The organism is Sediminibacterium roseum (assembly GCF_009939005.1).
Taxonomy (GTDB): Bacteria; Bacteroidota; Bacteroidia; order Chitinophagales; family Chitinophagaceae; genus Sediminibacterium; species Sediminibacterium roseum.
Window position 1 is genome coordinate 532,226 of record NZ_JAACJS010000011.1, and the last position, 22,578, is coordinate 554,803.

At 43.3% G+C, this 22,578-nt stretch carries 23 protein-coding genes; 10 read left to right on the forward strand and 13 right to left on the reverse strand.

Annotated features, from left to right (window positions below; all coding sequences use genetic code 11):
* Position 1: 1 nt before the first annotated feature.
* The gene (locus tag GWC95_RS07550; RefSeq protein ID WP_161818079.1) at positions 2 to 580 is read right to left on the reverse strand and encodes a HupE/UreJ family protein; all 579 of its coding nucleotides are present in this window, start codon (positions 578 to 580) and stop codon (positions 2 to 4) included.
* Between the two features lie 54 nt (positions 581 to 634).
* Here GWC95_RS07550 and GWC95_RS07555 point away from each other — a divergent pair, with 54 nt between their 5' ends.
* Both GWC95_RS07555 and GWC95_RS07560 read left to right on the forward strand, forming a co-directional pair.
* On the forward strand, positions 635 to 1,123 hold the full coding sequence (locus GWC95_RS07555) for a DUF6702 family protein (protein ID WP_161818080.1): 489 nt from the start codon (positions 635 to 637) through the stop codon (positions 1,121 to 1,123).
* A gap of 103 nt (positions 1,124 to 1,226) precedes the next feature.
* A complete protein-coding gene (locus GWC95_RS07560) occupies positions 1,227 to 2,564 on the forward strand; it encodes a S41 family peptidase (RefSeq protein ID WP_161818081.1) in 1,338 nt (445 codons plus the stop codon).
* Positions 2,565 to 2,634: 70 nt separating this feature from the next.
* Here the strand turns inward: GWC95_RS07560 and GWC95_RS07565 are convergent, their stop codons facing one another.
* Both GWC95_RS07565 and GWC95_RS07570 read right to left on the reverse strand, forming a co-directional pair.
* The gene (locus GWC95_RS07565; protein WP_161818082.1) at positions 2,635 to 3,939 is read right to left on the reverse strand and encodes a hemolysin family protein; all 1,305 of its coding nucleotides are present in this window, start codon (positions 3,937 to 3,939) and stop codon (positions 2,635 to 2,637) included.
* 54 nt (positions 3,940 to 3,993) lie between these two features.
* Positions 3,994 to 5,649, reverse strand: a complete 1,656-nt coding sequence (locus GWC95_RS07570; RefSeq protein WP_161818083.1) for an ArnT family glycosyltransferase — start codon at positions 5,647 to 5,649, stop codon at positions 3,994 to 3,996.
* Between the two features lie 633 nt (positions 5,650 to 6,282).
* Here GWC95_RS07570 and GWC95_RS07575 point away from each other — a divergent pair.
* Positions 6,283 to 8,829 carry a cation-translocating P-type ATPase gene (locus GWC95_RS07575; protein WP_161818084.1) on the forward strand — a complete coding sequence of 849 codons (2,547 nt, stop codon included), beginning with the start codon at positions 6,283 to 6,285 and terminating at the stop codon, positions 8,827 to 8,829.
* 204 nt (positions 8,830 to 9,033) lie between these two features.
* Positions 9,034 to 10,266, forward strand: a complete 1,233-nt coding sequence (locus tag GWC95_RS07580) for a site-specific integrase (protein ID WP_161818085.1) — start codon at positions 9,034 to 9,036, stop codon at positions 10,264 to 10,266.
* Positions 10,267 to 10,357: 91 nt separating this feature from the next.
* On the opposite strand, the gene GWC95_RS07585 is transcribed toward GWC95_RS07580, so the two are convergent.
* Positions 10,358 to 10,678 (reverse strand): helix-turn-helix domain-containing protein, encoded by a 321-nt coding sequence (locus GWC95_RS07585; RefSeq protein ID WP_161818086.1) that lies wholly within the window; start codon positions 10,676 to 10,678, stop codon positions 10,358 to 10,360.
* A gap of 3 nt (positions 10,679 to 10,681) precedes the next feature.
* Positions 10,682 to 11,344 carry a hypothetical protein gene (locus GWC95_RS07590; RefSeq protein WP_161818087.1) on the reverse strand — a complete coding sequence of 221 codons (663 nt, stop codon included), beginning with the start codon at positions 11,342 to 11,344 and terminating at the stop codon, positions 10,682 to 10,684.
* 171 nt (positions 11,345 to 11,515) lie between these two features.
* Here GWC95_RS07590 and GWC95_RS07595 point away from each other — a divergent pair, with 171 nt between their 5' ends.
* Both GWC95_RS07595 and GWC95_RS07600 read left to right on the forward strand, forming a co-directional pair.
* The gene (locus GWC95_RS07595) at positions 11,516 to 12,142 is read left to right on the forward strand and encodes a type IV toxin-antitoxin system AbiEi family antitoxin domain-containing protein (RefSeq protein ID WP_161818088.1); all 627 of its coding nucleotides are present in this window, start codon (positions 11,516 to 11,518) and stop codon (positions 12,140 to 12,142) included.
* A complete protein-coding gene (locus GWC95_RS07600) occupies positions 12,126 to 12,905 on the forward strand; it encodes a nucleotidyl transferase AbiEii/AbiGii toxin family protein (RefSeq protein ID WP_161818089.1) in 780 nt (259 codons plus the stop codon). The genes GWC95_RS07595 and GWC95_RS07600 overlap by 17 nt, the downstream gene beginning before the upstream one ends.
* 22 nt (positions 12,906 to 12,927) lie before the next feature.
* Here the strand turns inward: GWC95_RS07600 and GWC95_RS07605 are convergent, their stop codons facing one another.
* The 8 genes from GWC95_RS07605 to GWC95_RS07640 all read right to left on the reverse strand — a co-directional run bounded on the left by GWC95_RS07605 (position 12,928) and on the right by GWC95_RS07640 (position 17,861).
* The gene (locus GWC95_RS07605; protein WP_161818090.1) at positions 12,928 to 13,620 is read right to left on the reverse strand and encodes a hypothetical protein; all 693 of its coding nucleotides are present in this window, start codon (positions 13,618 to 13,620) and stop codon (positions 12,928 to 12,930) included.
* Complete coding sequence (locus GWC95_RS07610) at positions 13,621 to 13,806, reverse strand: hypothetical protein (protein WP_161818091.1); 186 nt, start codon at positions 13,804 to 13,806, stop codon at positions 13,621 to 13,623.
* Positions 13,807 to 13,825: 19 nt separating this feature from the next.
* The gene (locus GWC95_RS07615; RefSeq protein WP_161818092.1) at positions 13,826 to 14,329 is read right to left on the reverse strand and encodes a hypothetical protein; all 504 of its coding nucleotides are present in this window, start codon (positions 14,327 to 14,329) and stop codon (positions 13,826 to 13,828) included.
* A gap of 9 nt (positions 14,330 to 14,338) precedes the next feature.
* The gene (locus tag GWC95_RS07620; protein WP_161818093.1) at positions 14,339 to 15,301 is read right to left on the reverse strand and encodes a relaxase/mobilization nuclease domain-containing protein; all 963 of its coding nucleotides are present in this window, start codon (positions 15,299 to 15,301) and stop codon (positions 14,339 to 14,341) included.
* Positions 15,291 to 15,686: a plasmid mobilization protein gene (locus GWC95_RS07625; RefSeq protein WP_161818094.1), complete on the reverse strand. Its 396-nt coding sequence runs from the start codon at positions 15,684 to 15,686 to the stop codon at positions 15,291 to 15,293. The genes GWC95_RS07620 and GWC95_RS07625 overlap by 11 nt, the downstream gene beginning before the upstream one ends.
* A gap of 100 nt (positions 15,687 to 15,786) precedes the next feature.
* Positions 15,787 to 16,704 (reverse strand): toprim domain-containing protein, encoded by a 918-nt coding sequence (locus tag GWC95_RS07630; RefSeq protein WP_161818095.1) that lies wholly within the window; start codon positions 16,702 to 16,704, stop codon positions 15,787 to 15,789.
* Positions 16,705 to 16,713: 9 nt separating this feature from the next.
* Positions 16,714 to 17,022 (reverse strand): helix-turn-helix domain-containing protein, encoded by a 309-nt coding sequence (locus GWC95_RS07635; RefSeq protein WP_161818096.1) that lies wholly within the window; start codon positions 17,020 to 17,022, stop codon positions 16,714 to 16,716.
* A gap of 104 nt (positions 17,023 to 17,126) precedes the next feature.
* A complete protein-coding gene (locus GWC95_RS07640) occupies positions 17,127 to 17,861 on the reverse strand; it encodes a hypothetical protein (protein WP_161818097.1) in 735 nt (244 codons plus the stop codon).
* A gap of 162 nt (positions 17,862 to 18,023) precedes the next feature.
* Here GWC95_RS07640 and GWC95_RS07645 point away from each other — a divergent pair, with 162 nt between their 5' ends.
* The 4 genes from GWC95_RS07645 (at position 18,024) to GWC95_RS07660 (ending at position 22,578) form a co-directional block, all read left to right on the forward strand.
* Complete coding sequence (locus tag GWC95_RS07645; protein ID WP_161818098.1) at positions 18,024 to 19,193, forward strand: chromate transporter; 1,170 nt, start codon at positions 18,024 to 18,026, stop codon at positions 19,191 to 19,193.
* A 69-nt stretch (positions 19,194 to 19,262) separates the two neighbouring features.
* Positions 19,263 to 19,937, forward strand: coding sequence for a response regulator transcription factor (locus GWC95_RS07650; RefSeq protein ID WP_161818099.1), 675 nt, complete (start codon positions 19,263 to 19,265; stop codon positions 19,935 to 19,937).
* Complete coding sequence (locus tag GWC95_RS07655) at positions 19,934 to 21,187, forward strand: sensor histidine kinase (protein WP_161818100.1); 1,254 nt, start codon at positions 19,934 to 19,936, stop codon at positions 21,185 to 21,187. The genes GWC95_RS07650 and GWC95_RS07655 overlap by 4 nt, the downstream gene beginning before the upstream one ends.
* A gap of 38 nt (positions 21,188 to 21,225) precedes the next feature.
* Positions 21,226 to 22,578, forward strand: coding sequence for a TolC family protein (locus GWC95_RS07660; RefSeq protein ID WP_161818101.1), 1,353 nt, complete (start codon positions 21,226 to 21,228; stop codon positions 22,576 to 22,578).

Sequence of the window (22,578 nt, forward strand, 5' to 3'; positions counted from 1 at the left end):
TTTAAGGCAATCGTTCGAGCATCATCTGAAGCGCCAGCGCAAAAATGCCACCGGATACATAGAGCAGGAACTCCCTGCGGTTGAGCTTCAGAACGGACACGAATATAAAGGAAATAAGCAGAATTCCAGCTACTATGAGGAGTTGGCCCACCTCCAGCCCCAGGTTAAAAGCCAGCAGCTGCGGAACCACGTTCTGGTCGCGCCCCAGCAGGCTTTTCAGGTAATTGCTGAACCCGAGGCCGTGCACCATCCCGAAGAACAAGGCAAAGAAATAAACGAGCGGGAACCGGGTCCGGAATACGAACTTTTTTACAAACACATTACTGATTGCCGTAATAACAATGGTTACGGGGATGAGGAACTCGATCCATTTTACCGGGTAGGTCAACACATTGAAAACGCTCAGCGCCAGTGTTATGGAATGCCCGATGGTAAAAGCCGTTACCAGCACCAGGATCTTGCGCCAGTCGGCCAGCTGGAAGCGGATGCAAAGCGCGGCCACGAAAAGGATGTGATCGATGCCATTCAGATCGGCAATGTGTTTGTAGCCCATCTGAAAAAAGAGTCCGAAATCATTCATGTGCGGCAATTGAATTAATCAGGATATTTGTGCTGAAACAAAAGTGATGTTTGAATGGTAAATATACTGATTCAGTGGCTCACGATGGGCATCGTATCACTGGTACACCCGTTTTATATTTCCATGGTGGAGATCAACCACAACGCCAAAGACGCAACGGTGGAGATCAGCGTACGGGTGTTTACGGAAGATTTTGAGAAAACACTTCAGAAAAGAACAACAACCAGGCTGGATGTGATCAAGCCGGCAGACAATGCATTTCTCGACAAACAGATCAGCAACTACCTCACCGAAAAAATAAAGCTCAAGGTAAACGGCCAGCCCGTAACGCTCTCCTACCTCGGCCACGAGGTGCAGAATGAAAGCGTATGGAGTTACCTCGAGATCCCCAAAATTTCCAATGTGAAAAAGATCGAGCTCGATTGCTCACTGCTTTACGATTATGAAAAGGCCCAGAGCAACATCATTCATGTAAAAAACGGGAAAGCCGAAAAGAGTTTCAAACTGGATTACCCGAAGAACAATGCGGTGTTCGATTTTTAGCGGTAATGGTTGGTACTAACAGGCAACTTTTAATGTTTGCAGCAAATTTCTGCCGGGCTGTAACATTTTCTGCACGCTACGCGTTTCATGCAAAACAAACTTCATGAGAACCATTGGATCGATGGCCCTACTGCTGCTGTTGCTCTGCGGCAGCGTTACCGCGCAGGAACGGAACTACAGCCTCAAAGCATTGACAGCCGACCTGGATTACCTGCAACAACAGTTGTACAATGTGCACGCAGACCCATACAGCGAGCTAGACAAGAAGAAATGGGATGGCCTTTTTGAACGCATGCGCACGCAACTGAAAGACTCGATGACGGCCGCCGCTTTTTACAAGATCGTTAAACCCGCGATCTCTTATTTATCAGACGAACACGCAGAGCTGACCGCGCCTGGCTATTTTACCAATCGTGCCCTGTTCCTTCCTTTTTCACTGAAGGCAACGCCTGCGGGGTTTATGACAGATACTGTTTGGGGTAACAGTGTTTTGAAAAAAGGCGACAGGATCGCAGCGGTAAACAATGTCCCGGTTGCCGAACTGCTGCAGCAACTCAACACTTACACAACGGGATTCCCCGATGAAAGAAAAGAAAAAACCCTGGTGCAGTTTGGCTATTTGTATGGGTTGTCGCACCCGTTTGAAAATACATGGAACATTACACTTGCCGACGGGAAAAAGCTCTCCATCCAACCCATCGCTTCCAGGGATTGGATGGATTACCTGAAAAACGTTTACGGCACGGGACAGAATAAGCAGACGCTCAGTTATAAAACATCGGGCAAAACAGGTTATCTCACTGTACCGGATTTCTCGGTGAAAAGGGATGGTGGTCTGGACCAGTGGCGGCACAAGATCGACAGCTTCTTCGCACTGGCCGCAAACGATGGCGTGAGCAGGATGGTGATCGATGTGAGCCGGAACGGCGGGGGCAATTCTGCGGTGGGCACTGTACTGATCGATCATTTCTACAGCAAACCGTACAAATCTTACCAGATGAACTGGCGAAGAAGCGATGAATACCTTGCGGTAGCCAGGTCGTACGGCTCAACTGACGACGAATACGCGAACCTCGCACCTGGAAAGGTGCTGCACAGGGATTCACACCAGGAAAGGCCATCGGAATCAACACCAAAATTCAAAGGCAAGGTGTATGTTGTTGTTGGCAATGGTACGTTTTCAAGTGCGATCATGTTTGCCAGTATCATCAAAGACAATCGGATGGCAATTTTGATAGGGGAATCGCCTTCGATGGGGCATCCCACGCATTTTGGCGAACTCTACAGCACAAAGCTGCCAAACACAGGGCTACCGCTGCGTTTTGGCGTGAAGGAATGGATCCGCCCCGCGGGAAAAAAGATCGCCAACCGGCTCGAGCCCGATGTGCTGATCGCAGCCCCCACCGCAGAAAAGGTTTTGGCTTTTCTTGAAAACAAATGATCCCCATAAAAAAAACGGAAGCCATAAAAGCTTCCGTTTTTTTTATCGTGAGTAGCTGCAATAAAATTCATCAGTCTTCGTCATCGTCGTTGTCCATCCTCCGTTTTTCTTTGGCGGTTACCAGTATCTTATCGATCCGGTGGTTATCCATATCCACGATCTCGAACGTAAATATTTTCCAGGTCAACGTATCGCCTGTTACCGGGATCTTTTCCAGCTGGTGAATGATGAACCCGGCAAGCGTATCAAAATCCTGGTCGCCCTCCATCATCCATTCCGTGCGGTTGAAGCGGGTAAGGAAGGTATAGAAAGGGATCTGTGCGTCTACCAGGTAACTGCCGTCTGCGCGCTCGGTGATCTCGTACGGATCGTCTTCTTCCTGGGGAATATCGCCCACAATGGCTTCGAGTATATCGTTCAATGTCATCAACCCTTTTACGGTTCCGTATTCATCAACAATAAAACACTCGTGCATTTTTGTTTCCTTGAATTTTTCGAGCACCTGGTAGGCGGTGATGTTCTCAGGAACATACATCGCTTTGTTCATGATCGAGAAAACGGTGGTTGAAGGATCGGCGGCAAAAAGATCCTTGATCGATACCACGCCTTTGATGTGATCGATATTGTCTTCGCAAACAGGATATACCGAATGCAGCACGTTTTCCAGTTCTGCTTTGATGCTTCCCACTGTTTTGTTTCCGTCTATCCAGGTGATGTCGCTGCGGTGCGTCATCAACGAAGTGATGTTGCGGTCGCTGAGGTGGAACACGCGTTCAATAATATCCTGTTCCGCTTCTTCGATGGCGCCGTGCTCTGTTCCTTCGGAAATAATGGCCTTGATCTCTTCTTCTGTAACCTGGTTATCACTCGTTTTAACATTGAACAAGCGGATGATGAAATTGGCGGTGATGCTCAGCGCCCAGGTAAAAGGAAAGGTTACCCAGGTAACGATACGCATGGGCCCGGCTACTTTCTTTGCGATTTTTTCGGGGTTGCTGAGGCCGATCCTTTTCGGAACCAGCTCACCCAGCACTAGCGACAGGTACGTTAGCACCACAACGATGAGTGTGGTTGCCACCGAGCTGGCATAATCTTTCAGGAAATCGAATTTCTGCAGCCATGCGGTAAGCGGTTCCTTGAAGCTGTCGCCGGAATAGATCCCCGTCAGAACACCGATCAGTGTGATGCCGATCTGCACCGTTGACAAAAAGGTTTCCGGGTGATTGGCCAGCGCCAGCGCGCGTTTTGCCTCCCCATCGCCCTTAGCGGCTTGTGCCTCAAGGCGTGCCTTGCGGGCCGATACGAGGGCGATCTCAGACATAGAGAACAGGCCGTTGATGAGGATCAGTATGATTAAAATAATTATCTCTGTCATAGTAAATGGTACGGCAAATCTAATCAATACCCGCCAAACCGTTGCAGGCCTTTGTTACAGCTCCAGCAGCACATATTTTGGCACTTCCGCGTCGCGCTTTGCGGGGTCGAGAAAGGGCAGCGAGAGCGAGGTTACGCCAAAATTGCCGCCTTCGTGCAAAACCTTCAGTGTGGGGAAGGAAGTTCGCAACGATGGGAGGCTGTCTTTCAAAGTGATCACCATATCTGCCGGGCCCAGTTCCTCCCTGCTGTATACTTTCGGGAAAATATGCTGTGCATAAAAATGCAAAGCCCTTCCCTCGTAAATGCCATAGATCTTCACCCGCTCCTTTTCAATGGAACGCTGTTTCATGAACGCCGCCGCATCGTTGCCGAGCTGGTATTTGAGAACATTGGGATAAAAACCCGTGCCAAGAAACACATTCACCCCTATTACCGTGAAAAAAGCAAGCGGCAATATTTTGGGCAGAACAATGTTTTTGGAGAAAAGGATCACGAAAAAAGCAACCAAACACAATGCAGCAAGTACGGGCACGAAAACCGGGACCTTAAACGGCCAGGCCATGAGGAAGATACATACGAGCCAGAGCAATGCAAAGACCACGGTATGAAAAACAGACAATGGTTTTTTCCATGCGGCAAGTTCGCCGGTAAAGAACAACCTGAACAGGAATTTTGCAGTAATGATGGCCGCAAGCGGGAACACCACGAAAATATAATGCGGCAGCTGCGCCTGGCTCCTTGCCAGTATGCAATACGTGATGATGAAGCCGCCGGCTGAGAACCATTCTTCGCCGGCATTGAGTTTGAATTTTTTGAGAACGAGCTCGCGCACGGCAAATACCAATCCCAGTAAAAAGAAAACGATCCACGGGAGAAAACTCCACAGCATGTTTTCAAGCAGGAAAGTAAAGTAGTTGAGTTCGTTGTAGGTATTTTCTCCTGTGTAGCGGCCGAAACTTTGTGTCCAGTAATAAAAACGGAGACCCGAATCGATCTTTACGCCACTGGCAATTTTACCGGGATGCAGATCGAACTGCTGGTACAAACCGATGCTCATCGGCAACAGCATCACCGCTATGATGGCCAGGCCGGCAATGTATTCCCAGCGGAACAACTGTTTCCATTCTCTCCTGAGCACAAAATGCGGAACAAAAGCGAATGCAGGAACCATCAGGGCGATGGGCCCTTTCGTCATCATACCGCAGGCGATGGCAATAAAGGCGATACAGAAATGTTTCCACTTATTTGTCTGGTACCATGCCGCCATCTGCCAGAGACTGAGGGCCACCCAGCCAAGCAGCATCGTATCGCAGCGCACATCGTGTGTAATGAGAAACAGGGCCTGGCAACTGGCCAGCACCATTGCACTTAGTTGCGCAATTTCCCTCCGGTAAAAAAGCAAAGCGAGGCGGTAGGTTGCATACACCGCAAGCAGGGCAAACAGGAAGGAAGGGATACGGTACGCCCAATCGTGCACACCAAAAACACGCATGCTCAGGGAGGAGAGCCAGAAAAGCATCGGCGGTTTATCGATGTAATCCATCCCGAGATCGAACACCTGCAGGTAACTCCTGTTCTCCATCATCTCGCGGCTGATGGAAGCGTATTGGGAGGCATCGATGTCCATCAGCGGGATCATGACCATACCGACCAGGTAGGTAACGATGCACAGGCCGATGACGGTATAAAAGGAACGGTTGGAGATCATACGGGGTCAAAAATAAGAAGCAAATCGGGGCGGTGGGTGATTGCGGGCAGATTATTTGGGGTAAGACTATCTCCTCCTTGCATATGCGACGGGGAATACCTTCGAATCATGTGCCGGATCGCCCGGGCCTATGATCAAGATAAAGAAAACAAACTGCAAAGCAACAATAGGGAATTTACAATGATCAACACGAGGATAAGAACCTTATGCGCTCCATATTTTCGAGCCTTAAGAAAACAGTAAATGGACAGAGCTGATAAGATCAGGTTTATTACCTCAATAGTGGTGCCGTCCTGTAAAAAACGCGGATAGCGTGTTAAAAAGACAGACAGGTTTTCCTGAAATGACCTTGCTCCATCCCATGTACTTATCCACCGATAAAAATTTACCCAGACAAAGATGGACAACAAAATTCCAATAATAACGTATTGCGAACTTTTTTTCATATTCCTAAAGTTAATCAATCAGGCTTACCACTGCTGAAATCCCACCAACGGTCGCAGCCTGTATAAATCCTCCTTTGAAAAGTTGTTTATGTGTGTTTGTCATATGCGGTAAATGTAAATCACCATCCGGAAACCTTAAATCTTTCAGTAACTTACCCAATCAACCTGTATCAACAATCATTAAGAGATGGCCGCATTTTACCAGATAGGCACCGAAAAGGTAATGGAACAGCTGCACTCGTCTCCGCAAGGTTTACAACCCGATGCCATTCCTGCGATCCGGAAAGAGTCTGGTGAAAACATCCTGACAGAAACGAAACAGAAAAGCAAGCTGTCGATCCTGCTTTCACAGTTTACGGATGTGATGATCCTGATATTGATCATCGCCGCAGTTATTTCGTTTATTGCCGGCGAGCATACAGACGCCTATGTGATCCTCGCGATCATTGTTGCAAACGCGTGGATGGGTTTTTCGCAGGAAAGCAACGCAGAAGAATCGGTAAAACTGCTGAAAAAATTATCGCCGCAATTTGCACTGGTGCTGCGCAACAACAACACCGAAAAAATAGAAACATCGGCCATCGTTCCCGGTGACATCATCATACTGAATGCGGGTGATGTGGTGCCTGCAGACGGACGCCTCATCAGCCTGCACTCCTTTAAAACAGATGAGTCATCGCTTACGGGCGAAAGCCAGTCGACCGATAAAACAACCGATGCAATAGAAGGCAATGCCCTCTCGCCCGGCGATCAAACCAATATGGTATTTAAGGGCTCACATGTTACTGCGGGATCTGCGAAAGCCATTGTTACCGCCATCGGGATGCAGACCGAACTCGGCAAGATCGCCACCTTGTTAAAAAGCGAAACACAGAAAACGCCGTTACAAAAAAGGTTGGCCCTGTTTAGTAAACAGTTGGCCGTTATCGTGATCATTATCTGCGCCATTATTTTTGGGTTCGGGATCTGGCAGGGCAATCCAGTTTTCCAAACCTTCCTCACGGCGCTCTCACTCGCTGTGGCGGCGCTTCCCGAAGCTTTGCCTGCCGTGATCACCATTGCCCTGGCGAAGGGCGCCAGGCGGATGTCGAAGCAACAGGCGCTCATGAAAAACCTGCCCGCAGTAGAAACCTTGGGCTCCGTTACATACATCTGCACCGATAAAACCGGGACACTGACGAAGAACACCATGACGGTTGAGAAAATGGAAGCCGTTCCCGATAAACAAACCTTGCTGTTACAGGCCATGATGCTCAACAACGAAGTAAGGTTTTCGAAAGAAGGGCTCTTGGGCGATTCAACTGAAACCGCGCTGGTAGATTATGCTTTACAAAACGGGATCACGAAAGAAGAAGCAGACCGGCAACTTCCTTTCATCTCAAAACTGCCTTTCGATTCTGAAAGAATGTTGATGAGCACCTTGCACCGCTGGGAAAACAAATGGATCTTACTTGTAAAAGGCGCACCCGTAAAATTGATCGAAGCACTATCGCCCGGCTACAAAGACAAAAACCAGGAATGGCTCGATAAAAACAGGGAGTGGGCATCGGAAGGACTGCGGGTTTTATTTTTTGCGTTCAAGATATTTGAAACCGATCCCGGTGAGATTGCACCTGCAATGGAAAAAGACCTGGATTTTCTCGGTGCCGTTGCCATGATCGATCCACCAAGAGAAGAAGTGATCGAGGCGCTCAAACGATGCAAGGCCGCCGGCATACGCACCGTAATGATCACGGGCGATCAGCCGCTCACCGCAACAGCAATTGCAAACCGCCTGGGTTTGTTAAGCGAGGGCAATAGCGTTGTAAAAACGGGCGCAGACCTGGTTAATTTATCCGGAGAAGATTTCCGCCAAGCCGTAAAAAACATAGTTGTTTATGCAAGGGTTTCGCCGCAACAAAAACTGGATATTGTAAAAGCCCTGCAGGCCAATGGAGAATTTGTAGCCATGACCGGTGATGGAGTAAACGATGCACCATCGCTCAGGCAATCCGATATTGGAATAGCGATGGGCATCACGGGCACCGATGTGTCTAAAGAGGCTGCGGACATGATACTGATGGACGATAATTTTGCCACCATCGTTAACGCCATCAAGGAAGGCCGTAGGATCTACGACAATATCAGGAAGTTCATCCTGTATGTTTTATCGTGTAACCTTGCAGAGATCCTTGTTATCTTCTTTGCGCCGATACTCGGTTTCGCCATCCCGTTATTGCCCATTCATATTCTGTGGATCAACCTGGTAACAGACGGCCTGCCCGGCATGGCGCTGGTGGCCGAGCCTGCAGAACCCGAAAGCATGGGCCGCCCACCGCGCAGCCCGAAAGAAAACCTGTTTGCCGGCGGTATGATCCCAAAGCTGGTATGGTCGGGCGTGGTAATGACGGTGAGCTGTCTTCTCGTACAGTATTGGGGCATCCGGAACGGATACGATGTGAAGGCACAGCAAACAATGGTATTTACAACTTTGTGCTTTGTGCAATTGGGCAACGCATTGTCTGTGAGTTCGGCACAGCATTCTGTTTTTTCAAGAGCCATGTTCGCCAACAAATCCATGTGGTTCGTGATCGGCGGAACGGTGGCCTTGCAGTTCGCATTGATCAATGTTTCTTTTCTCCAGGTAATATTTAAAACAGGGGATATTGATTGGAAGGCTGTATTGGCTACGGTAATTGCGGCGGTGGCGAGTGTGTTGGTGCTGGAGGTGTTGAAGCGTGTATTAAAGCGCTAATTTAGGGGTTGGACCAACGACCTCTTGCGTGCCATAACGAAAAATGCCTTGTTTTACCCTAACTCACCTGAACTTAATTAAACGCTGAAATCCTTTGTGGTAAAGGATTTCAGCGAATTTCATTAATTACTTGAAATCAAAAAAATACTACCTTTGGTTTTACCTCAGTTTTACCTAAAAACCAAAAAAAGACCGGTAGCATCTATGCAAGAAATTAAAATAAAACCTGTTCTCTGGAAACATAAAACCTCTAAAAATGGAGAGTTCGAGATCAGGGTTCGTGTAACACAATATAAGGAGGTTGGTTATTATAATACCGGTTTTACCTCGCTGGTGGAGAATTGGGATGAGTTGAATGAGTGCCCCAAATCATCTCATCCTAAGTTTAAAGCGATTATTAAAAAAATTAATTCACTGGTTTCGGAGATCGACTATGAAATTAAGACCATGCACCGGAATGGTGTTGAAATGATTTCACTGAGAGAATTAAAAGATAAAGTTCGCAAGGTGAGCCAGCGTGTTCAGCCGGTTAAAATTCTCCAGCTTTTTGATATTGTTATTAAAGAAATGGAAGAGCAAGGGCGCATAGGATATGCCGGTGTATTTTATTCCGGAAAAATCAAGTTGAAGAAATACCTATTGGGTGATAAAACATTCTGGGCTTTTACCAAAACTGACTTTGAAGCCTATGAGCATTACCTGAGAACAAACGTGCCAAGCGAAAGTACGATGAGTCTTTACATCAGAACCTTCAACCGGCTTTGGAATATTGCAATCCAACGAGGTTATTGTCCGAAGGAACACCACCCTTCCAAATACTTTACATTCAAACCCTACCGCAGGATTAAAACGAAGAAACGTGCCGTATCCGCAGACGTCATTCATGCCATCGCTAAACTTGAATATGACAAGGACACCAGGATGTTTAGGTCACAACAATTATTCTTATTCAGTTATTACGCCAGAGGGATAAATTTTATTGATCTTGCGCAGTTAAAGCATAAGACTAATATCAGAGGAAATGAGATTAATTATATCCGGTCTAAGAACAAACGTAAGTATGATTATCAATTGCATTCAAAGGCACTTGCTATCATTGAATGGTTTAAAACATGCGAGTTACAAAGTGATGCAGGATATGTCTTCCCTCTTCTCATGAAAATTCATGATACTCCGAAAAAGATCGATGCGAGAATAGATAGTGGTCTTAAAGACCTAAATGAAGATTTGAAAGTAATGGCAAAAGATATTAAACTGGAAAAAGACCTTACCTCATATGTAGCCAGGCATTCTTTTGCGACCAATCTCAGGCAGAAAAATGTTGATCTGAATATTATCCAGGAAGCGATGGGTCATGAAACCCAATTACAGACAATGACATATCTGGATGAGATTGATGATTCTTTAGTTGCCAAATGTATTGAGGAGGCACTATAGCAACAAAAAGAAGCTATTCACTTTTACCCAACAGTAGAAATAGTCCAACAGGCTGTTGGACTGGTTTAATCAGTATCCGTTGGCTAGTTTATCATTTTTCCAACGTTGATCCAGACAATAGACGTTGTATATCATCCCAAAGAAAATAAACACGTGATCGGATCTTAAATGGTTTCAGTTTACCATCCTTTGTCCATTCGTAGATAGTAGGTCTGGAAATACTGAATATTCTGCAAACCTCTTCGATCTTAAACAATGGCTTATAGTTAAGTCCTTCAATTTTGTAATTGACCGGCGGTTTATCTGGCCCCTTTATATTCTTTAACTCCTCGCTGATAATTTTGCGCATCTCCGCCCAAAACTCCTCCGGCGCATACGGAATAAGTATTGGCATGCTGGTCGTTTTATCCATAGCTTATAATTCTATTCTTTTTAGATATTTAGCGATACCATATTCTTTTAAATAGTCAATCGGGGCATTTACCATTTGGTACCATGGTATCCCAAATAGATATTCTTTTCTTCCGTCCACTTCTTCGATAGCTTCCTTTGATTCGACAAGGTGCTTCGGAGGTAAAAATTCTTTGTTGTCTTTAATCAGGAATAGCCTTGTATGTTTTCCTTTCTTTAATGAAGGAATTACGCGCGCAATAAGAAGTCCTGCCTGGATCCAATTGTTCAATACCTTCCCCTTTAATGAGAAATATCTTTCCAGCTCGAGTTCTGTGTAATAACTATCCTGCTTTTGACATAAAGTGGGTGGAATAATTTTATTGTTTATGGCGGATTGACAATTCATACATTTTATGCCAAATACATCATACCAGGAATCTTCGCCGGCAACTATACTGCGGCACACCGCGCATTTATGCCCGCCGCCGTCCAGATGGAATCCATTTGGCGAAGCTTTTAATCGCTCCTCTCGTTCTATCATCATTTCTGCTGCCTCCATTGCCATTTCAGCGAGCATTTTTATTAAAGAAATCGCCTGTTTAGATTCCTGATCTGTAAGTGGCCGTTTATTGATCTCTTCAAGTGCTTTTCTTATTTTTTCTTCTTCGTGATAAGCGTCTTCCATAGTCCTTTATTTTCCTGTATTGGACTCCCACTAGTATAACTACTGTACGACTTAAAACTGCAAATGTTACAGTCGTTTGGTTTTCAATTGCTTACCCTGACTTGAAATAATTGGCAAATTATGTTATTTTATTTCTTATATTTGTTAATATTAACAATAATAGGAAACATAATGACTTATTTAGACTTTAGAGGTGCTATGTACAGCTTTGAAGTATTCTCAACCAGGGACATAGAAAAGGTGTTCCCCGGTTTTGACACAAGACGCCTGGTAGAATGGCAACAGAAGGGGTATATCCGGAAGCTGATCAATAAGTGGTATTTATTTGCTGATCTACCTATGAATGACAAGCTCCGTTACCGGATCAGCAATTGCCTGCACCGCCCATCGTATGTATCACTGGAGTCCGCCCTTTCACATTACGGACTGATACCGGAGGCTGTGTATTCTGTTCAGAATATCACAACAAGAAAAACTATAGCCTACGAAACAGTCGCCGGTACATTTAATTACAGGAGTATTAAAGCGCATTTATTTTTTGGATATGAAATTGACAACACTCAAACAATACCCTTATTAATAGCTTCGCCCGAAAAGGCGATCCTGGATTACTTATACCTCAATCATCAATTAAACACAACAGAAGATATTGAAGCGATGAGGTTAAACCTGACGACTTTTAATGAAATCATCAATAACGACCGGTTAACTTCTTACGCTGCTTGTTTTGAGAGTAAAACACTCAATAAGCGGCTTAAGCTGTTAAGTAAAATTAAAAATCATGCTGACACTATCTGAAATAGAAAAAAATTATCCTGAAAACCTGCGCGGGTTCAAGCGGTTTATTTTGAGGGAATACCTACAGCATAAATTACTGCAGCTGCTTTTTGACAGCGCGTATGCCAATGAATTATGTTTTTTAGGAGGCACTTGTTTACGGATAGTTCATGGCAACACCCGGTTTTCAGAAGATCTCGATTTTGACAATTTTACAATAGCAGAAGATACCTTTGAAAAAGTATCAGGTGTTTTAAAAAAAGAACTGGAACAGGAAGGTTATGAAGTGGAAATGAAAACGGTTTTCCGTGGGGCGTACCATTGTTATATCCGTTTCCCGGAAATATTATATAAGGAAGGGTTATCGGGCCATCGGGAGGAAAAGATATTAATACAACTGGATACCGAACCCCAGCATTTTGCTTTTGTACCGGAAAAATATATTCTGAATCGGTTTGACGTGTTCACCCAGATCTTAATTACACCGCTAAACTTACTACTCGCGCAAAAGTTCTATGCTGTCTGCAATCGCGAAAGAAATAAAGGAAGAGATTTCTTTGATATTGCATTCCTGTTGTCACTGATTGACCGGCCGGATTATAACTACCTGGAGTTTAAAATGGGCGTGTCCAATGAGAAGCAACTTAAGGAAAGAATAATCGAGAGATGCAACAGTTTAAGTATGGAGGAAATGGCACAGGATGTCCAGCCATTTTTGTTTAACCCAAGAGATGTACAAAAGGTGTTGCTATTTCCAGAATTGATTAAACAGGCCAAATTGTAAAGTTCCATCTGATAAACAGGAATTATAAACGACGCCCTTTATTCTTAGGCACATTTCTTAATTTTTTCAGCAATTGAATATCATCTGGTTTTAATCGTTGCGACTGTTCCAGCCGCTGCTGTTTCTGTTGTAATTTTTCAGCGATAAATAAAGTTTCCTTTACCCAAAGTTCAGGCTCATTAACCTGTTCAATAATCTTACCTTTTTTTAACACCGCCATTTGTTGGGGAATCTTTTCAGAACTGTCATATAAATAAGCTTCGGTAAAATTCAAAACTTCGGATTTTAAATAAGTCAATCCCATTCTGTGACGCTGCTCAATAATTGGAACCGCAACATCATGTCCACCCTGGGCAACCCTGTTGAGTACACGGTCCTTATTAATCTCTACATTATCTGTTCCGAAGAAATATAAAACCGTATCATAACCATGACGCTGCATCCTTTCGATCCACTCATAGTCGGCTTTCTTGGAGAGGTTACTTTCTATCATAAAACTTTCCTTTCTTTCAATATGACCGCTCATTCGTTCTTTTGCAATATTTTCTCCCAAAAGAAGGTTTTCAGGGGTATAGCTACCCAACTCCCATAGCACGATGTTATCTATGTTTATAAAAGGAATGGTGAGGTCAATATCGCCAGTGACTACCTGCGCATTATACCAGGTAGTTTTACCGGAACCATTGGCTCCGCCGAGAATATAAAGGACAGGCATTTATTTCTGTTTGGCTGATTGGGAATCGAGGACAAATTTTTCCCCGGTGCGTGGGTTCTCGCGAATGATTTTACCATTCTCTTTATATGTGATAAAGGAACCCGTTTTGAGCGCCTGCTCACGCACGTAATTAGCGACTGCAATACCTGCCCTCTTTGGGTCAATATTTACGAGCCTTTTTTCCATGATACAAATTTACGATGATTTAATGAGAGATGCCTGCCGAAACCCGCGGTTTCTGCTTCACTTTTCGGCTGTTTTCTTCTTTTTCCTTGAGTAATTGCTCATACCCGTCCCTATACCAGTTTTTCTCCTGGTATGCTCCGATATAGTCCCTTCCGAGCGCATACAGGAAACATGCGATAAACAAAATGGCAAGCCACTTAAACAACCGGCCGTAAAAAACTTTATAGAACTCGGCAGCGTTATGTTCTGGAAACAATAAAATCCTTTTATTCTGCACGAATTCTTTTGGCTGTTCAGCAATAAATCTAATTATGTTATCAGTGTTTTCCGACACTATTCTTTCTATTTGTTTATTGTCGCTACTCGCCGGAGAAAGTAATTTCTGATCGAGCCTTTTTTCAATAGCTGCTATCCGTTTTTCCAACTCGATTAAAACGCGGGTGTTTTCCCGGTTTAACTTGTTTGTTTGCTTTAACTCCTCCAGTATTTCCTGTAGCACGGGTTCTAATACATCCTGATCCATAAAATGAATTTATAAGTGAAGTGATTGACGTTTTTTCTTCCTCTTCTTCGGTAACAATTCATGCGGGGTTTGTTGTCGCATTTCTTCTGCTCTAAGCAAGATTTCAATTGCTTTTGAAAAATCCTGTTTTACCTCATGAATTTGGCTTTTAGATTTGTCTTTCATATTCGGTGAATAAGACAATCGTTGCGATTTTTCTTGCACCTTTTGCATGTCAAACAATCGTTGTTTTTCTGCAAGTGATTGGCTTAATATCTTTTCAATTACTGATAACGAATAACCTACTTCACTGCCCTTTACGTATACTTTTTTCGGATCAATAAAAGCAATACCCCGACCTTTAATTACCTCGTATTTATTTTGCTTCATGTATAGCTCAAACTCGCTGTAATTTTTTGATGCCAGTATGGCTTCCCGAATGTGACTTTTGATAGCAGATTTTCTCTCATCTATTCTTGGGATATTTCTCAATTCTTTTGATAAAAATTGCTTAGGGGAAAGCACCTGTTCCAAATCATATTTGAGTTCCATTTTCCGGCAGTACGCCGCCATTTTTTTATAACTATTGCTGTCGCTCACAGTCTTTCTGTCAAACCCAATCCGGTTGGCAATAAGGTGCAGGTGGTGGTGTGCCGTATCGTTATGTAAAACGGCTACAAATTGGTTCTTGTCAAATCCAAATTCAGCCGCGCAGTCAGTCGCCAATTTTTGCCATTCCTCTTTTACCAATTTATCACCGGTGGACGGACTAAGGGTAATATGCAAAACGGGCTTTGCCAACTTGCTATTTAACTGCCGTACTTCATTGAACTGGTTAATCAGCTCTTTCTGATTCCCAAAACATTGGTTGAATAATATGACCTCAGCGCGATCTTTTTTTACAAGTTCGTGATTTGGTTTCTGCTGCTTGTCGTTGAGGCAATACAGCAGACAACCTCTGAAGGATTTTCCTGTTAAAAATTTACCGATCATTCAAACAATTTTTGATATCCTGTGCGAGCTGTTTATTCACCTTTGATAACTGTTCTAATTGCGCTCTTTCCAAAGCATTTAATTGATCATTGCTGTTGCGCTTTTTAGCGATCTGATTCAGGTTGGCAGCGAGGTGATTTAGTGTCGCAGTAAACAAAAGAATTTCCTTGGAAACGATTTTAAGCTTCATGTCAATTTTTCCGCTAAGTCCCAGTTTCCTTAGATACTCCGAAACACTTACACCAACTTGCCTTGCTTTGTTTTCAATAACTTTTCTTTCAACCAATGAACACTTCACCCCTAAGAATTGATCCTTCTTTATTTCCTTCCTTGGCCTGCCACCTTTGTTTCGCTTACCGGTGCTGTTATCTGTTTTGACTGCCATCTCTCTTCATTTACATGTCTCTCAAAATTTCTCTATGAATGCAAAGCATGAATAGAGCCAGCCGTTTCGGTTTAACCGAAACATAGCTGGCTACTAAAACTCAAAACCTCATACCGCTTCTTTGTGATTGCCTTTGTTCGGGATTCTGGTTCATCAAGAACTCATTCAGATCCTTATGATTCTTATAGATCGTACTTTCATCCCGGTATTTTCTGCCAAGCGCCACCACTTCTTTAGTAACCATCAACCCTTTATTATCCCGGTCCAGATATAGATGAATGGAAGGATGCTGCTCCAGTCTCGGCTTAATCTTTTCAAGGAATCCAATCGAGTTCAGTATCAAAAAATTGGGCTGCTGTTTTGGCAGCATGATAAACTTGCGCCAGTGAATTGCCTGGTAGGAAAGGAAGTCCATAAAGCCTTCAAAAACTGCAATTTCTTTAGAGATATCTTTACCAATTAATGTCACTTCTTTTGGGCTGCTGCTGCCTTTAAAATTTGCGCTTCTTAATTCATATCCACCAGCGCTGTTTTGGAAGCCGATTACGGTATATTTCCGATCATATAAATTAAAGTCAACTTCTTTGCAAAACCGGTTGGCGATTTCCAAAGGAATTTTACGGAATTGTAGATACTCTTGCAAAGACAGCAACCTGATCGGGTGACGGGCATCCACAACAATGATTTTTTCTTTTTCACCCGCCCCGGAAAAAGAGGCGACTCGTTCATGGGGATTTTGCTGTTGAAAAGAAAAATTGTCTTGATGCGTTAACTTGTGCAGTAATTCATTTACTGTGCAGTTATAAAACAGCACACCAAAATCAACCAGCTTTCCTCCTTTCTGAAGCCCATGATCATACCAGACATTAAATTTTCTGTTGACCTTAAAGGATGGGGTCTGTTCATTCCTGAACGGCGATAAATACCAATGATCATTGCCATTTATTTTCGCCGGTTTGTGCCCAAGGAATAAAAGATAGTCCACGATGTCCTGTTGATTAAATTCTCTGCAGTTCATGGCAAAGAATTAAAGGTTGGAGATCTTGTTGTCTTGCCGGATAATTGCTTCAATATCCTGCCGGGAAAAATACCGGCGGGATTGGATCTTGAAACTCGCAATCTTGTTTTGCTTTAACCACTCATAAAGGGTGGGCTTGGAGATCTGGAAAATAGTGCAGACTTCTGAGGCTTTTAGAAGCGCCTTTTCCGGTATCAGGGTGGAATTTGAAGAAGGTGCAGTAGTTAGTTTAGCTTCCACTACATTTTCCACTACACTTTTCATTTTGTCCCAAAACTCAGCTTGAGTCATGGGAACCATCATTGGAAACTCTGTCATAAGAAATGTTTCCAATTCAGTAGCAATTCAGGTGACAGGATGCGTTTATGTATACATCATCTTACCTGTTTTGTATTCATTAACATTATTCCGCTATTCTGGCATTAGATGGCAGGCGGTTTCTTTGATACAAGCAGATCAGCCTGAATGTCACTTAACAAACTGACAGCTTTCATATTGCCAGTGGCAGAAAAATAATGACCTGCCTTTCTAAAAGCATCAGCCATCTCGGTATTCATCCGTGTGCTTTCTTTCCAATCAGCGTTAAGTACAGCGCTCAATGCGTCATGAAAGCTCCTTTCTGAAATCCCATATAGCCTGGCCATTTCCTCTTTGGAAAATTTATAGCCGTTCTGACCAATGAGTCCTGCCAGTTTATTGGTCACGATATGAATTAATACAATTGTAATGGAACTGTATTGGGCTTTTTTCACATCATCAAGTTCCTTTAAATAAGCACCGCTTAAAGTTTCAATTGCATTATTTAACAGCGGTACAAATTCATTCATATAAACTGGCTTATAAACCCAAAGCCACAAGCTGAAATAAACGATTACTGCTGCTATTGAAATGACGGTCAATGATTCGGTTATTTTCTGCTGCCGAAATACAAAGAAAAAACAGGCAGTTAAGCCTATACAAAAAAGAGTAAAAATGTGTACGGGTACAACACGGGTCCAGTACGCGGAAAGAAGTTTCTGTTTTGTCGATTCATAACTCCACTTCGCATAATTTTCAGACCATTTTTTATGATGCCTTTTGGCAAGCCCTTCAATGGAGGTTAAAGATGAAAATTCCGACAATGTAAAAAAATCAACTACCGATTTTAAGTTCTTCATAAGCAAGCTTTACCACATATAAAATTACTGCCTATTAAGAAGGGTATGTTCTGAATTAACCTGTTTTAAGAAAAATTTAGAATTTCTCTTCCGAGTGCATATTTTGTATCTCCAATACCTTACGAAAAGAAAAACATACCTGGAATCCAATACCATAATACAATGACTGAACCGGCTTATTCACTCAAACAACTGATTATATATTTTTTGCGCTTAGGTACTACCGGATTTGGTGGGCCTGTTGCGTTGGTCGGCTATATGCATAGGGACCTGGTTGAGAAAAAAAACTGGATCTCAGAAGAAGAATACAAAGAAGGATTGGCGCTTGCCCAACTGGCACCAGGTCCATTGGCCGCACAACTATCTATTTACATTGGCTTTATTCGTTATCGTGTTCTTGGCGCAACGCTTGCAGGAATTGCTTTTGTACTTCCTTCATTTTGTATGGTGGTTGCGCTTGGAATGTTGTACCAGCAGTTTGGCGGTCTTGCATGGATGCAGGCCGTTTTTTACGGAGTGAGTGCAGCAGTGGTGGCGATTATCATTATGAGTAGTTATAAGCTGACCACAAAGTCAGTTGGCAAACTAACAGTCGCTTCCATTAAAGAAAACTGGCTTTTATGGGTATTCTATATAGTTGCTGTAGTGGTGACAATTATTACGCAATCCGAAGAAATATTATTGTTTGTTACTGCCGGATTTCTGTATATGCTTGTCAAAGCACCGCCACAATGGATCAAAAAAAATAAAAGTTTAGGCACTATATTTCTGGGGGCCATCGGTTTTTGGCAATTCGAGTGGAACACACTCGCTAAGATCGCCTGGTTCTTTACAAAAGCGGGTGCATTTGTCTTTGGAAGCGGGCTTGCCATCGTTCCTTTTTTACATTCGGGTGTAGTTGTGGAAAATCACTGGCTTACCGAACAACAATTTTTGGATGCGGTAGCCGTTGCCATGATCACTCCTGGTCCGGTAGTAATCACTGTCGGATTTATCGGGTACCTGGTAGCGGGATTTCCCGGAGCAACAGTTGCAGCTTTAGCCACATTCCTTCCCTGTTATCTTTTCACCATCATACCCGCTCCATATTTTAAGCAAATAGCGAAGAATCTTTCCATCAAAGCTTTTGTGGAAGGGATCACTGCTGCTGTTATAGGAGCCCTGGTTGGGGCAGCCATCTTAATTGGAATAAGAAGCATAAGAGACATTCCGGCTTTACTGATCGCAGTTGCTGCCTTACTGGTATTGATCTACATAAAAAAACTCCCCGAACCATATCTTATATTTATTGCTGCTTTGATTGGGTTATTGATAAAGAATCTGGCATATTGAGATAGATCAAACCAGTTTTATCCTAAATTTCTCCTAAATGCAAACTTAGCTTAGCGTTAAATCCCTTTCATGAAGCTATTGGTCATAGAAGATGAAATAAGCTTGCGTCAAAGTATCGTTGACTACTTTACGCAATCCGGATTTCTGTGCGAACAGGCAGGTACTTTCCAGGAAGGAGTACAAAAAGCTGATGATTTTCAGTACGACTGCATTATCCTTGATATCAATTTACCCGGTGGCAATGGGTTGCAGTTACTCGATCATTTACGCAAGGATAAAAAAACAGATGGTGTTATTATCATCTCCGCACGCGATGCAGTAGAAGACCGGATCGCGGGACTTGATCTCGGCGCAGATGACTACCTGACAAAACCTTTCCACTTATCAGAACTGAATGCGAGGGTAAAGGCACTCATCCGGAGAAAATATGGTTCGGGCTCCAGTGTATTAGAAGCAGGCAGCCTGAAACTTGACCTCGCCGCAAAAACCGTTTTGGTACAAGATAGCCTGGTATCGTTTACCAAGAATGAATTTGAACTGTTACTGTTTTTAATTACCAACCAAAACCGGGTGGTAAGCCGTCAGGCAATTGCAGAACATTTATATGGTGAACAAACAGATAACCTTGCTTCTTTTGATTTCGTTTATTCGCATATCAAGAACCTAAAAAAGAAGTTGAAAGAAAAAGGCTGCGGCGATATGCTGCAGGCTGTATATGGCCTTGGCTATAAATTGGTGGTATGAGTAAAACACTTGAACAGAAAAATACCCGTTACCTGCTTACCTGGTTACCGCTTGTGCTGTTACTGGGTTCTGTGTTATTTTATGTGATCCTTACCGGTCATGCGCGTCATATGCAGGAAAAGCAACTGGAACTTAAACAGCAAAATATCTGGCAGGCATTCGCCACAGGTGCGCTGCCAACGCAGATCAAAGGTGAATACACTATAACAAAACTCAGCCTGCCTGTAAACGATGTTGGCAAAATCCAGGATACTGATAGCGGTTACACGGTTTTGTCAAAGCAATATGAACTAAACGGAGATCATTACCTGCTCACAACGCTGGTCACATCAAAAGAATATTCGCATCTTTTGGTAAAAGTGTTTGCTACAGAGATTTTTGTTTTTATGTTGCTGTTATTTTCGATTGTTGTGATTAACCGAAAAACCTCAAAACGGTTATGGCAACCTTTTTATAAAACACTACAGGCTGCATCTGATTACGATATCGCCAAAAATAATTCGTTCGCACCTCTTACGGAAACAGGGATCACGGAATTTAACCAGTTGAATAAAGAACTCACTGATCTTGCAGCAAAGAATAATAGGGCATATAGCAATCAAAAACAGTTTGTTGAGAATGCGAGTCACGAAATACAAACCCCGCTTGCCATTATCCGTTCCAAACTCGACCTTCTGATCAATGAACCTGGGCTGACAGAAGGAACCGCTTTGTTACTGGCTGACATTACCCAGGCAAATGACAGGTTAAGCCAACTAAATAAAAGCCTGCTCCTTCTTGCAAAAATTGATAATAACCAGTTTCCAGATCAGGAAAGAATCAATATTTCTCAGCTTCTAAGCAGTATTATTTCCAATTACCAGGAACACTACGACAATTTTCCGGTGACAGACTTACTGATAGCCGATAATATTTACCTGACAGCCAATCCTGCACTCATAGAGATTCTTTTTAGTAACCTTATAAAAAATGCGGTTGTCCATAATTTTCCGGGTGGATATATCCGTGTTACATTGAACGGTAGTGAATTCAGTATTGAGAACTCCGGAATGTCCTTAACCATTGAGCCTGGCTACTTGTTTGAACGTTTTAGAAAGGGTACATCGGATATAAAAACAACCGGCTTAGGACTCGCCTTGGTAAAACAGATAGCCCAATTATATGGATTGGAGGTATTGTATACACACCAAAACGGAATACATCACATTAAGGTAACTTTCGGCACAGGTAACCTCCCAAATTTATCCTAAATCTCTTGTTAGGTTTGTTTCATAGCAAACTGATGCACATGAGATGGATATTATTTATAGGATTTTGCTTTTTTGTACCTGCATTAAAAGCACAGGATACTGTACGGCTGTCATTGGCCGATGTACTTTCCATAGCCGAAAACAATTACCCTAAATTAAAATCAAATCGCTACCAGTTAGAAGCATCGAAAGCGGGTATTAAACTTCAGCAGCAAACGCTTATTCCCCAACTGGATGCAGCCTACCAGGCTAACCTCGCCACGCATAATAATATTGCGGGCATGTTTTACCCGCAATATACATTACCCATTAGCGGGCCTCCTTCAGCAAATAATGATTATGGTCCGGTTACCGGTTCTGCTGCGAGCTTATTGCTTCAATGGCAACCAGGGGTATTCGGAGAACGTACGTCCAATATCAACCTTGCCACAGCTACTTCACAAACATTGCAATCGAAAAATGAACAGGATATTTTTGCGCATAAGATAAAAGTTAGTGGCCAATATATAGACTTGGTATATGTGCAGAAATTATCAAAGCTCTATGAAGAAAATATCCGGATTTCAGAAAACCAATTGCGCCAGGTCAGAGTGCTTGCTACAACAGGCTTAAGACCAGGTGTAGATACTGCACTTATACAATCTGAGCTTTCCCGCAGCCGCATCGAGTGGTTAAAAATAAAAAATGCTTTTGCAGGAACAATAACTGCTTTGCAGGAATCACTTGCTACCGATTCTGTGATCGTTGGAAAAGACACCTTATTGTACGCTTCTGTTCCACAACAACAGCTTACCGATACAATAGAGCACCCGCTTGTAAAAACAGCGCGGCTTAGTATTGAAGAAGCAAATACAAAACGCATAACCATCAGCAAACTGTCTGTTCCGCATCTATCGATCTGGGGTACTACCTATGCAAGAGGTTCAGGCGTAGACTATACGGGCGCTGTTAAAACCTTTGATGGATTTGCCTTAAACCGTTTTAACTATGGCCTGGGTGTGCAATTGTCAGTTCCATTATTAAAACAGGCGGAGATAAAAACAAAATTGCAGCAACAGGATTGGCTCATAAAATCAGAGCAGGAAAAACTGAACCAGGTTTCATCAGCATTGAAAGAACAAAGGAAATATGCGGATGTCAATTTCTCCAACACCCGATCCATCGCTTTAGAGACACCGCTGCAGGTGCGTGCTGCAGAATATGCGTTCATGTCAATGCAGGTACGTTATACAAACGGTCTTGTCAATTACACAGAATTATTGCAGACGCAAACGGTATTGCTGAAAGCGAAGATCGATTTAGCCAACTCGCAATCAGAATTATGGAAAGCCTTATTATATAAAGCAGCCGTTTATGGCGATATTAATTTATTTGTCAACCAGGTGAAATAG